Annotated in this window: 5 protein-coding genes; all 5 read right to left on the bottom strand. The window is 60.2% G+C overall.

The genetic code is table 11. The features are described 5' to 3' along the window. Positions 1–283 precede the first annotated feature (283 nt). On the bottom strand, positions 284–1,612 hold the full coding sequence (locus tag GTU76_RS11520) for a sigma-54-dependent transcriptional regulator (RefSeq protein ID WP_180698659.1): 1,329 nt from the start codon (positions 1,610–1,612) through the stop codon (positions 284–286). Next, a complete protein-coding gene (locus tag GTU76_RS11515) occupies positions 1,612–3,372 on the bottom strand; it encodes an ATP-binding protein (protein ID WP_016987630.1) in 1,761 nt (586 codons plus the stop codon). Before GTU76_RS11515 ends, GTU76_RS11520 begins: the two co-directional genes overlap by 1 nt. Positions 3,373–3,456: 84 nt before the next feature. After that, positions 3,457–6,105, bottom strand: a complete 2,649-nt coding sequence (locus tag GTU76_RS11510) for an RHS repeat protein (RefSeq protein ID WP_180698658.1) — start codon at positions 6,103–6,105, stop codon at positions 3,457–3,459. Between the two features lie 27 nt (positions 6,106–6,132). Further along, positions 6,133–8,904 carry an RHS repeat-associated core domain-containing protein gene (locus GTU76_RS11505; protein WP_180698657.1) on the bottom strand — a complete coding sequence of 924 codons (2,772 nt, stop codon included), beginning with the start codon at positions 8,902–8,904 and terminating at the stop codon, positions 6,133–6,135. Then, on the bottom strand, positions 8,901–13,409 hold the full coding sequence (locus tag GTU76_RS11500; protein ID WP_180698656.1) for a SpvB/TcaC N-terminal domain-containing protein: 4,509 nt from the start codon (positions 13,407–13,409) through the stop codon (positions 8,901–8,903). The genes GTU76_RS11505 and GTU76_RS11500 overlap by 4 nt, the downstream gene beginning before the upstream one ends. Positions 13,410–13,605 lie beyond the last annotated feature (196 nt).

Genomic DNA, 13,605 nt, shown 5'->3' with positions numbered 1-13,605 from the left:
GGAGAGGGCTAGGGTGAGCGGATTTGTGCCGATGGAATTGATCTTGTGAGCGGATTTCCGCTTATTGGAGCTGAGATCAAAAGCCCCTCACCCTAGCCCTCTCCCGGAAGGAGAGGGGACTGACTGCGGTGTTTATTCAAGATTCACCGACCTGCAATTTCGGCGTCGAACTCAGGCTCTAAAACCAACAACGATCGGCCCCCTTTCCCCCTCGCCCCCTTGGGGGAGAGGGCTGGGGTGAGGGGGAGAAGATCTCAGCTACACAGAAAATCCCAAGCCCGACTCACTCGCTCAGAAACATCTCCCGACTCAACCCATGCCGCTGCAGCTTTTCATTGAACGTGCGGCGCGGCAGTTGCAGTTCTTCAAGCACCGCTTTCACATCGCCCTTGTGCCGGGTCAATGCCGCGCGCAAACACTGCGCCTCAAACGCCTCCTGCTGCGCCGCCAGCGATTGTCCCGGATCGATCCCCGGTGCCGGCTCATCCAGACCCAACACCTGACGTTCGGCAACATTCGCCAGTTCGCGGACATTGCCCGGCCAGTCGTGGCTGAGCAGATGACTCAATTGCGCGCCACTCAAGGGTGGAAAGGTGCGCCCCAAGCGTTCAGCGGCATGGTGGGCGAAGGTTTCGAACAACAACGGAATGTCTTCGCGACGATCACGCAATGGCGGCAAACGCAGTTCGGCGACGTTCAGGCGATAGGCCAGATCCTCGCGAAAACGTCCGGCCCGAGCCTCGTCGAGCAGATCCGGTTTGGTCGCCGCGACAATGCGCAGATCGACGCGAATGCTCTGGTTCGAACCCAGCCGTTCAAGCTTTTGCTCCTGCAATACGCGCAGCAGTTTCACTTGTTGCGCCAGCGGCATGCTTTCGATTTCATCGAGAAACAACGTACCGCCATCGGCGTATTCCAGTTTGCCGATGCGCTTGCCCGAGGCACCGGTAAACGCGCCGCTCTCGTGGCCGAACAACTCGGCTTCGAACAGCTGCTCAGGAATCGCCGCGCAGTTCAGCGCCACAAACGGCTTGGCCGCGCGCGGACCGAAATCATGCAAGCAACGCGCAACCAATTCCTTGCCGCTGCCGGTTTCACCACGAATCAATACGTTGACCGGCAACGCCGCCAGATCCAGCACTTGCCGGCGCAACGTCTGTAAACCACGGGAGACGCCGAGCAGGGTCGCATCGAGTTTCGCGCGGTTGTCGGCCTGCTCGTGCAGGGCGCGGTTCTCCAGAACCAGACGACGTTTGTCCAGCGCCCGGCGCAAGCTGCCGAGCAGGGTTTCCGGGCTGAACGGTTTTTCCAGAAAGTCATAGGCGCCGTCGCGCATCGCCTCGACGGCCATCGGTACATCGCCATGGCCGGTGAGCAGAATCACCGGCAGATCAGCGTCGCGTTTCTGCACTTCGGCCAACAATGCCAGGCCGCCCATGCCGGGCATGCGCACGTCGCTGAGGATCACCCCGGCAAAGTGCGCGGGCAGGGCGGCGAGGCATTCTTCGGCGCGGCTGAACAACTGAACCTCGAAGCCGGACAGGCTCAGCCACTGCTCGACGGCGCTGCGAATGCTGCTTTCGTCATCGACCACCATCACCGAGTTGAGCATCAGATGTGTGCCTCCAGATCGATTGGCAAAGTCAGGCTGAACACCGCGCCGCTGTCGCCATTTTCGGCGCTCAGACGGCCGCCGGATTCATGCACGATGGCGAAGGATACCGCCAAACCGAGGCCCAGGCCGTCACCCACCGGTTTGGTGGTGAAGAACGGATCGAAGACCTGGCCCAGATGGTCTTCGGCGATGCCGCCGCCATTGTCGCTGACGCTCAGGCGCCACAATTGTTCATCGGCTTCCAGACGGATTTCGAGACGCTTGCACGCTTTGCCCTGCATCGCATCGAGGGCGTTGCGCAGCAGGTTGATCAGCACCTGTTCGAGACGAATCGCATCACCGCGCACCCACGCCGGACGCGTCAGGTGCAGCACCAGACTGACCTGTTCGTCACGCAGCCGGGCATCGAGCAACTGCAACGACTGATCGACCACCGTCGCCAGATCCAGTCGTTCGCGCAAGCCGCTGGGGCTTTTGCGCGCGAAGGTTTTAAGGTGGCCGGTGAGGGCGGCCATGCGCGTGAGCATGTCGTCCACCGGTTTCAATGCTTTGTAGGCATCGTCGACGCGGCCATGGTCGAGCAGCAGGCGCAGGGTCGCCAGTTGCATGCGCTGCGCGGTCAGCGGCTGATTGATTTCGTGGGCCAGCGCGGCGGACATCTGCCCGAGCGCGGCGAGTTTGGCTGATTGCACCAGACCGTCCTGCGCAGTGCGCAAGTCGCGGGTGCGTTCTTCCACCAACTGTTCAAGTTCTTCGCGATTGCGCTGGCGGATTTTCGACAGGCGCCAGCGCTGGTTGAGAAACAGCAGCAGGAACACCAGAGCCAGCCACACTCCGGCGGCGGCCAGCCCGGCGTTGCGCAGATCTTCAAACGCCACTTGCGGATGGCGCAGCAGGTGCAAGGTCCAGCCTTCGGCGCTCAGGGGCAGCGATTCCCACAGATAATCCGCTGTGCCCTCGGGGCCTTCTACGCGGCGCAGATCACTGTTGTCATCGAAGCGGCGCAGGGACAAATGGGTCAAGGGCTGCAGCGACTGTTTGTCGTACTGGCGCGTGGCTTTGATCTCGGCCATATCACTGGCGCTCAACGGCCGCAGTGCGCGATAACGCCAGCCGGGCTGATTGGCGATGAAGATGATTCCGCGCGCGTCGCTGACCAGCAGCGTGTCATTGCCCTGACTCCATTCGCGTTCCAGTTCGGGGAACTCCAGCTTGACCACCATTGCGCCGAGGAACTCGTTGTTATCGCCAAGTACCGCGCTGGAGAGGAAGTAGCCGGGAATTCCGCTGGTTACGCCTACGGCGTAAAAACGCCCGGTGCCCTGGGTGCGGGTCTGGCTGAAGTAGGGGCGAAAACCGTAATTGTGGCCGACGTAACTGCTCGGCAGACGCCAATTGCTGGCGGCCACGGCGAGGCCGGTGTGATCGAGCAGTTCAAGGGTCGAGGATTGCGCCGCGCCGTTGATCTTTTCCAGCTTCAGGTTCAGCGCCGTCTGTTCATCGGCATCGACCGGCCCGGCCAGCGCCGAGCGCAGTTGCGGATCCAGCGCCAGCACGGCGGGCAGGGCGCGATAGCGGTCGATCAGGGTGTGCAGGGAATTGGCGTACAACGCCAGTTGCTGGTTGGCGCGAGCGGCGTCTTCCTCCAGCGCCTGACGTTCGGCGTGGCGGATCGCCAGCGTGGCGGCAAGCGCCGCACCGGCGATGATCAGCAGGGTATACAACGACAAACGCAGGTTTCGGGAAGTCGGCAGCATGCTGGGCGAAGGGTCGGCAGGACGGGCGGGCACGATAGCATGCGCCCACGTGGCTCGGCGCGATCTTCGCGCGGGCCACGTTGGTCATACGGATGTTTCCTGCACTTGACGTCGACGCTGCAGATTCAGTCGCGGTTTCGGGACCGGTCTGGGTCTCGGTTCTTCAGCGATTGACCGTTGCAGCTGTTGCAGACGTTCGGTAACGCCTTCGGCTTCGCTACGCGCGTCGAGTATCGTCTGAGCTGTTTCCTTTATTTTGTCGATGGCTTCGAACGGGTCAACTCCAGCCCTCGCCAGCTTCATGACTTGACGTTGTTTTTCGTCATCCAGTGAGTCCAACTGTTTGTAGAACCTTTGCTGAAGATCCTCAGGGTAGGCGTTCAGGTTATTGGTGAAGGTTTTGATAGTGTCGATCAGGGCGGAGCCGCCGTTGAGCAGATCCTTTACTGTGTCGACCCCGTTCGAAACAGTTGCACCAAGCGTATTCAGACCATCCTTGAGTTCTCGAGTGTGTAGCGTTTGCGCCAGCTTCAAACCTTTCTTGAAGAAGTGGTAGCGTAACAAAGGCATCGCCACGGCTCCGACAACCGCACCGACTGCCAGGCCGATGGCATTACCGGCACCCGGTACGATGCTGCCCAGGAGCCCGACTACCGTACCTCCCGCAGCGACCCCCTTGAAGACCGACTTGATGCCGTGTTTTGACTTGAGGAATTTGCCGAAAGTCATACTGGCACGCAGCTCGTTGATGTCGGCGTTTTCCGGAACAAGCCCGTCGAATTCAGTGGCCAGATTATGTATCTGATTCGCCGCTGTCTGAGCCTTGTCCAGCATTCCGACAAAGTCGCCAAGCAATTCGAATACGGCTTTCTTGCCGCCGGTCCTGTCGACGTACAGGAGTGGATTGTTGCCAACCATGGCGTACAGATTCAGGCCGTCTACAGCACCATTCGGGTCGGCGCTCAACCAGCGTTGTAACCAGGGTGCGTAATAGCGTTCGCCGTAGTAATACAACCCGCTGACATCCATCTCCTTGCCTGAATAACGGATGAATTTGTAGCGCACTTCGACGGCGTGGCGTGCGGCCATCCACGCCGTGGCACCGAACGGGTAGTAACCCTCCTGGCTGATCAGGTCGCCCTGTTGATCAAGCTCCATCACGCAGGAGCCGAGATGATCTTCGAGGTTGTAACGCACTTGGTCATTGGCGATTTCATCGGGTGGTTTTTTCGCCCAGTGCAGGCAACGCGCACTGCCTACCGAGATGACGTGCAGTTCTTCGCAGTTGTCCTTGCTGCGGATTTCCAGGCCCGGCAGGTAGCGCACCTGATGAAAATGCACAGCGCTGTCGGTGTACGTTTCATGGCGTTTGAACACTCGCACACCCTGGCTGTAACGGTAGTGTTCGGCGTCGTCATCAGTGCCGTCTCGGGCAATCAGCGTCACGCGTTGCAGTTCATCCCGTGCATTCCATCGCATGGCCTGTCCCGGTTGCAGGTGCTGCTGGTTGCCGTGGCGGTCGAACAGTGTGTCGAAGTCAGGCTCCGGATCCTCCGGTTTCCAGCGCACGCCGCGATTGCTGACTGAATCAATGCGCATCTGCACGGTGCGGTTGGCGCCGGCCCGTACATGCACCAGTTTCTCCAGATTGCCGCCGGTGTCGTACGTGTAGGTCTGGGTGTAGTTGAGGCGGTTGTTAGGGTCGGTGGGTTTCGGCAGGTCGGGAATGTCCGAGAGCGGGCCGTCGTCGTAACCTCTGGCGCAGACCAGTCGGTACAGCGAGTCGTAGCTGAAATCACGGTGACCGTCGACCCGCTGGTTGGCGAAATAGACCGGCTGGAAGGCGTGGTCTTCGATGCGGGTAATGTTGCCGACGGGGTCGTAGAAATATTCGAGGTCTTGCAGCACTGCGCCGGTGTCTTTGCGACTGGACTGAGTGTGCAGACGACCATCGGCCGGCTCGTAGGTCCAGCGACTGACGACAAGATTACCGGCCTGCTGCTCGATGATCTGGTCGGCGGCGTTGTACTGCGCATCAAGCAACACGGGCCGCCATTGGCTCTGGTCCTTGATCAACAGTTGTACCTGCCGAAGGTGCCCGGCCAGACCATAACGCGATTGCTGACGATGGCCGCCGGCATCGGTCTGCTCCAGCACGGCGCCCATCGGGCTGAACACACGACGGCTGGTGAAGCCTTGGTCATCGTCAAAGAAACGGGTTTCGGCCAGCGGCTGGCCGGTGAGGGCGAAGCTGTCGGTGCGCAGGGTGCCCGAGCTGTCGTGTTGCTCCAGCAATTGTCCGCGTCGATTGAACCGGGGGTCGGCGCTGGCATCGGCGTAGGTAAACACATCGACATCGGCCACGCCGTTTTCTTCGACGGCGACTACGCGCAACTGCTTATCGAAAGTCGTGCGCCAATGACCGTCGCGCTCGTCCCAGCGTTGCACCGGTTCGCCGGCCAGGCCCGGCAGGAGCAGGCGCCAGCCGGCGTCGACGCTGTCCGTTTGTACCGACTCGCCGTCCAGGCGGTAAATAGTGGTAAGGCATGGAGTGGGCAAGCGCGGATCCCATTGCTCAATCAAACGGCCAGCCGCATCGTGCTGTTGCCGGGTTATCCGGTGCTCGACATCAATGCCGGCCGCGCTACGCAAATAGGCGACATTTCTGACTGGCAGAATCCGAGGGTCATGAACGCGCAGCATTGGTGTGCGCCAATGCACCGATTGATTCATCGCCGGACACTCGTGCGGTCAGCCATCTCAAGCGACCTTTTTCTTGTTACTGGCACGCGCCTGCTTGAGCAAAAACTGATTGTCTGTGGTGCCCATCTCTTTGTACCAGGCAACCATGGCTTGATTGCGGTCAATGTGGCCCAGTGTGGCTCGGTGCAACTCGCGCATGCCTGAGCGACTGATGGGGGCCAGGGTTTCCCTGGACGTCATATGGTTGATGTTGGTCAGCAGCCTGGCCGGAGAGACCGTGTCTGTACCCAGTGCGTCAAACGCGTTTTCGGCCCAGGCGAATCGTTGCTCAACCGCGGCTTTCCAGTCAGCCAGCATTTTTTCGATTTTTTCGATTTTCACTGGATCGAGTCGGTTCTTGATGTCCTCAGCCTCAATGGCCCTTGTAAACAGAGTGAGAAAATGGGGGATGATCGAGATCCATGAGGCCATCACTCTGTTCATGACGAAATCAGGATTGAGTACGGAATCGAGCGCCGGGTGGATCAATTGCTCTTTCACGTCTGCCCACGATTTGATCTCCTCGATGGCATTACTGACACCCAAGCGTTCGTCAATCGCGCTGACTGACATGGTTGAAGTTCGAGGGATCAGGGGACCCAGACTGAGCCCGGTACCCTCTGCGACCGGGGCGATCATGGCGCCCGTCACATCGCCGCCGATGTTGCCTCCGATCAGTCCACTGCCTGTCAGATAGGGAATCTCCGTTGGCAGGCCGGGAACGGCGCGGTCGAACAATTCGGCACCCATATTGCCCCCGTGATAGGTTGCGCCGAACCAGCCGACGCCCTCGGCCGTGGCGTTCAGCGCCATTGTTTTGGTAAAACCCTGTGGATGGAGAATGTTGTGCAGTTGCCCCATGACCTGCACCGCATGTTCATCGACGGCAGACAGAAACTGTGACGTCAACATGATCACCGCTTCCGCTCGCGTGTTTCCGTCAGGATCGACATAGCGCATTGGATTGTTGCCCACAAACCCATACAGATTCAGGCCATCCGCTTGCGATGCATCGGTAGATATCCAGCGCAGCAACCACGGTGCGTAATAGCGGGCACCGTAGTAATACAACCCGCTGACATCCATCTCCTTGCCCGAATAACGGATGAATTTGTAGCGCACTTCGACGGCGTGGCGTGCGGCCATCCACGCCGTGGCACCGAACGGGTAGTAACCCTCCTGGCTGATCAGGTCGCCCTGTTGATCAAGCTCCATCACGCAGGAGCCGAGATGATCTTCGAGGTTGTAACGCACTTGGTCATTGGCGATTTCATCGGGTGGTTTTTTCGCCCAGTGCAGGCAACGCGCACTGCCTACCGAGATGACGTGCAGTTCTTCGCAGTTGTCCTTGCTGCGGATTTCCAGGCCCGGCAGGTAGCGCACCTGATGAAAATGCACAGCGCTGTCGGTGTACGTTTCATGGCGTTTGAACACTCGCACACCCTGGCTGTAACGGTAGTGTTCGGCGTCGTCATCAGTGCCGTCTCGGGCAATCAGCGTCACGCGTTGCAGTTCATCCCGTGCATTCCATCGCATGGCCTGTCCCGGTTGCAGGTGCTGCTGGTTGCCGTGGCGGTCGAACAGTGTGTCGAAGTCAGGCTCCGGATCCTCCGGTTTCCAGCGCACGCCGCGATTGCTGACTGAATCAATGCGCATCTGCACGGTGCGGTTGGCGCCGGCCCGTACATGCACCAGTTTCTCCAGATTGCCGCCGGTGTCGTACGTGTAGGTCTGGGTGTAGTTGAGGCGGTTGTTAGGGTCGGTGGGTTTCGGCAGGTCGGGAATGTCCGAGAGCGGGCCGTCGTCGTAACCTCTGGCGCAGACCAGTCGGTACAGCGAGTCGTAGCTGAAATCACGGTGACCGTCGACCCGCTGGTTGGCGAAATAGACCGGCTGGAAGGCGTGGTCTTCGATGCGGGTAATGTTGCCGACGGGGTCGTAGAAATATTCGAGGTCTTGCAGCACTGCGCCGGTGTCTTTGCGACTGGACTGAGTGTGCAGACGACCATCGGCCGGCTCGTAGGTCCAGCGACTGACGACAAGATTACCGGCCTGCTGCTCGATGATCTGGTCGGCGGCGTTGTACTGCGCATCAAGCAACACGGGCCGCCATTGGCTCTGGTCCTTGATCAACAGTTGTACCTGCCGAAGGTGCCCGGCCAGACCATAACGCGATTGCTGACGATGGCCGCCGGCATCGGTCTGCTCCAGCACGGCGCCCATCGGGCTGAACACACGACGGCTGGTGAAGCCTTGGTCATCGTCAAAGAAACGGGTTTCGGCCAGCGGCTGGCCGGTGAGGGCGAAGCTGTCGGTGCGCAGGGTGCCCGAGCTGTCGTGTTGCTCCAGCAATTGTCCGCGTCGATTGAACCGGGGGTCGGCGCTGGCATCGGCGTAGGTAAACACATCGACATCGGCCACGCCGTTTTCTTCGACGGCGACTACGCGCAACTGCTTATCGAAAGTCGTGCGCCAATGACCGCCGCGCTCGTCCCAGCGTTGCACCGGTTCGCCGGCCAGGCCCGGCAGGAGCAGGCGCCAGCCGGCGTCGACGCTGTCCGTGTGCAACGACTCACCGTCCAGGCGGTACACCGTCTTCAGGCACGCAACCGAAAGGCGTGGATCCCACTGTGCCACCAACTGCCCGCTCGCGTTGTGCTGCTGACGGTTGACCAATGGCGTGGGTGTGTCCTGAGCCACAGTGCGCAAATAAACCACCTGACGAGTAGGCAGGCCGCGGCCATCGTTCACCGAAATCGCAGGCGTGCGCCAATCCAGTGAGGGGGTCATGAACGTGGCGATTCCGAGCGGGGTGGCGGTTGCGCGGTGTCGTTGAAATCTTCGCTGGTGCGATACCAGGGATGGTGAGCCTCGCGGGAGATGTCGCCTCTGGCGTTGACCAGTTTGATCTGCTGGCCCAAGGCGTTGTAGTACACCTGATCGAAGTGGCCAAGTTTGCGCAGGGATTGATCGTTGACGTACCGATGGGTATCCGCGAAAAAAGGTCGGAACTGACGAACCGGCAATCCCTTGTTGTTGTACTCGACTCGTTCGCTGATGCGCCAGCGCGGGTTCGCCAGAACCTCGACGTACTGGCCATCTTCGACAACGAGTGAGCCATCTTCAACCTTGTACGCCATGCCCGGGTCGACCAGTTGCTGGGTTTGCAGTGCCCGGCCAAAGCCGTCGACGCAGGCCTTGATGATCTGGATCTGCGCTGCGATCTTTTCGTCGGGATAGCAGTCGGCACTGAGCATCACGCTGTGTACCGGCTCGCGGTGGGCTGTGGTAATGGCCTCGAGCAAGGTCTGTTCGGTGCTGGTCAGTTGGGTGCTTCGTGCCAGCCGCTGACGGGCACTGGCGCGAATATGGCCGCTGGGCAGCAGATAGCCTTGATCCACCCATTGCGCGGTGACAGCAACGCTGCCCATCCAGCTGAACAAATCCTTGCGCACGGTGCTGGCGGCCTTTTGCACAGCAGCCTCCGGATCGGCAATGGCCGGATCCGGGCGAAGATCTTCGGGTCGCCTGTATTCACTCAGCGGCCTGAATCCTGCGGCAATGCCATTTTCAGTGCCGTGAAAACTGGTGGCCAGTGGTTGCCCGGAAGGCGCGTAGATGGCCTCTTCAATATTCTCGTTGGGGTCGGTGATGCTCAGTGGTTGCAGGGCGTGATAGTCGTAAGTGATGTGGGTGGTGCAGCCATCTGGCAATTCGACGCGGATGATCGCCAGGCCATAGTCGTCGTATTCAGCCCTGGTGTGGCCGTGGCTAGGGGTTTCACGGTAGCTCAGGACATCGTAGAAGCGATCCGGGCCGGCGTATTCGGCAAAGCCGAAGTGCGCCGAATACAGCGCCGGGTCAGCCCCGGGCGGGGCGGTCGGTTCAAACAGAAACGGCATCGCCGTATAACCGATTTTGCTCAATTCCGCATGGATGTTGAACGGCGGCGGCAGGATGCTATAGGCGTCCAGGGCAGTCTTGTCCAGTTGCGCCAGTTCCAGCGGCCCGGTCAGGGCCTCGAATTCGGCTTCACCGTCAGCCAGCGCTGTGCCGTCGAATTTCACGTAGCGCTGTATGGACTGGGTCGTCAGTACCCGTTCGGTGTTCCAGTGCGGCGAATCCTCATGGCGCGCCAGTTGCTCGAACGACACCTGTGTCGGACTGAGGCCGCTTGGCAGTGTGCCTTTGGGCAAGACCAGCGCATTGGCGCGTTGCAGATACGGCAGGCCCAGCCGCCACTGCTGAGGATCAGTCAGGTCAATGTATTGCGCACGGGTTTCGTTCAGGTAAAACGACTGCTGTGCCTCGTCATGGGCATCGCGCCACCACTGTTGTTCATCTGGATCGGTAAAGGGCGGTGGGCTCTCTTCAGTCAGTCGGCGCGCATAGCTCACGGTCAGCGTCTGAGTCGTCGAACCGTATTCGTTCTGGCGCAGGCTGATCTCATGACGGCACAGCGGATCGTCGATAAACCGGTCGTACTGGTAGCTGATTTTTTCCAGCAGCAGGGGCAGCAGAACAGCGGCGGCGTACTGCCCCTGAGCGCGGACTTCACGCACCCGATAGCGCAGCTCTTCTACCGCCAGAGGCGTGGCGATGCCCGGTGCGTCGCTGTCTGCGTCAGCATAGGTTTCGATACGGGCGACCGAACCCGCCAACGCCCGGGAAATCTGGTATTCGGTATCGGCGTCGTGCGGGGCAATCGACTGATCGAACTCCTCTTTGGGCGGGGTAAGGCTGAACAGGGTGCTGCCCAGGCCAATGGCGCCCTTGTCTTCATTGAAATAACGCTCACGGCGGCGATCCATCGATTGCCCGGTATGAAACCAGGTGCAGACCCGCACCGGCTGGGTGAAGCCTTCGTCGCCGTCGCCGTCGCCGTCGCCGGCGCTTTCGCTGTCGGTTTGCTGCAGCAGGCCGAAGCCACGAAACTCGCGTTCTTCACCGTCGTAAACGCCTTCGCGCCAGGTCAATAGCTGCGTCAGGCAGTTACCGGTGATCTCATCCAGTTGCTGCTGCTGGACCACCACCGGCACTGCGAATGGCAAGTGCGAAACCGGCAGCTCTTTACGCTTGAGGATTTGCTGTTTTTCATCCAGCCACTCTTGAGCGGAACTGCGGTAGACCACACTGGCATTGCAGCCCATGTTGTTGTTGCTGGCGGTCAACAGGTACGGTTTGATCGCGACGAAATCATAGCGCCAGTGCTGCGGCTTGATGTGCGGCACGGTCAGAATCAGGCTGGCACAACCCAAGCCCTGCAGGTCGGCGAAGCTCACCTGACACAGGCGGTCATAGCGCACGCCTTCGGGCCAGGGCACGCTCACCGGTATCTGCTCAAGACCATTGCCACCGCGGTTCAGGTAGATTTCGAATACATCGGATTTCAGATAGATCAGTGCCGGTGCGCCGGAACCGTCAAGGTCGGCCACCCGGATCCGCGAAGAATCGAACTGCTCGTACGTGAACGGCAGGTCACTGATCTTGCGACCCTCGCCAAACCTGCCGTGGCCAAGGTTAGGCCAGCAGCGGATTTCGTCATGGCGGATACGGCACAGCTCCGGCATGTCGCTGCCCAGCAAGTTGCCGAGCATCACCAGTTCGGTCGGTGCGTTGCTGAAGATTGGCAAGCGGTCATCGGCCGGCCCATGCGGCACATCCTCGGCGGCGGCGAAGCCTGCTTCGCGGCGGTTGGCGTACAGGCGCACCGAGTTGGGACCGATCAGCGCAATAGAGCTCAGACCATCACCGCTCAAATCGCCCAGTTGCACCAACGTGGTGAAAAACTCCAGCGGGAACCCCGTGAACGGGACCAAATCGGCGAAGTCTCGCTGCGCATTCAATGTACGGAAACCGCTGCTGCCTGGCTGGGCCGTGATCCAGTCGAGCCGCCCGTCACCGGTCAGGTCGGTAAGCATGTGCTGGACTGCACGATTACGGTCGGCCACTGGCGTCCGGTGCAGCGCCGTCCATGGGCCGTAGCCGATCTCATCACCTCCCGCCGCTGCTCGCAGCGGTTCGCGGTAGTACCACGCCTGGTCATAACGGCAGAGAAACCCCGGCAGACCCTCGCCGTACAGGTCGACGCATTGATAGAACCCGCCATCTTCGACGCCCGGCTGGTTATCTGCAGCAAGCAGGCGCTGAGGGTTTTTATTGATCTGGAAAGTGGAATAGTCGAACTCCACCGGTGGCGAGTGTTCGACCTGGCCGCTGGCATCGAAGCTTTGATAGTGCGCGGCGCTGATCTGGCTGTAGTCCCATTGCGTGATGTTTTGCGCAATGCGGTATTCCAGCAGCAGACGTTGCGCCAGCAGCGGTTTTTCTCGCAGGTCGGCGGGATTTTGATGAAACATCAGCACTTGCCGACAGAGCCGGCGCGTGCCGATTTCAAAGCCTTGACCGTACGTCGAAAAGGGGTCCGGGCGTACCCGCCACGGCCCGAGTGTGTCGCCGTCATACAGCGGGATTTCGCTCAGCGACGCCGTACGCTCGCCGTAGTCGAAAATCAGCTGAAACTGCCAATCCAGCTCGCTCGGGTCTGGCACGGTCCAGGCGAACAACCGCTCGCTTGCCGTGAAGTTGCCGTAACACACCCGCTCCAGATAACGCTGCGCGCGGTAGTCGTGGGTCGGGTCGGGATCCTGATCATCGGCTTTGTAAACGAAGCAGATATGCTCGCCGTGGGTGTTCATGCTTTCGCAGAGCAGCCACGCAGCAATATTTTGCGCGGCATCCGGATCGGCACGGCGTGAGGCGGCGGTTTTGCCATAGACGTGCAGCGAGCCATCAGCGCCATGTATCAGCCAAAACGTCGACGCAGCGTTTTCCGTGGTACGGGTCTGCAGTTGCCATTGCTCGCGCAGGGCAAAGTCGCTTTCAACGCGCGGCCAATAACGGACCACGCGATGCGGGCCGATGCTCTTGCCGCCGTAGGTTGATTCAAAACGCGACTTGATCGTGCCGTCAGCTTCCAGCTCCGGCATCCACACCTCGCCATCGTGACCGACGATCTCATCGTGTTCGGAATAACGCGGAACACCCTTGGTGGTGCGCCGGCTAATCTGGCTCAGCCCCATGCCCCAGCCGATACCGAAGGACCCGTTACCGCTCTGGCTGCTGTACGTCAGCGACAATTGCGGCGCCAGACCCCATCCGCTCGAGAGAGGGATGGGCAGCTCGAAGGACGCTGCACCGGTCGGCCCCACGGCGCCCCAGCTTTTACCGATGGTGGCAATCGATGAACTCTTGGCGATGGAGGGAGTAACGATGCTCAGGTCTTGTTCGGCCATGATTGCGTCCGGTGCACTTGCGGTGGCGTAAGTGAAATGACGCTATCAACAATTGCCAAGGGCGTAACCTGTCAAACCTGACAGGTGCACAAGATCGATTTGTGTGGTTGCCTCGGATTTTTATCGCCGAATCAGTTTTCTCCAATGCAATCGCAGGCACAAAAAAAGGCCGATCCGTCATGTGACGGGTCGGCCT

The sequence above is a fragment of the Pseudomonas crudilactis genome (assembly GCF_013433315.1).
GTDB lineage: Bacteria > Pseudomonadota > Gammaproteobacteria > Pseudomonadales > Pseudomonadaceae > Aquipseudomonas > Aquipseudomonas crudilactis.
Note: the sequence above shows the minus strand (reverse complement) of the source record. Positions and strands in the feature narration are given on the sequence as shown.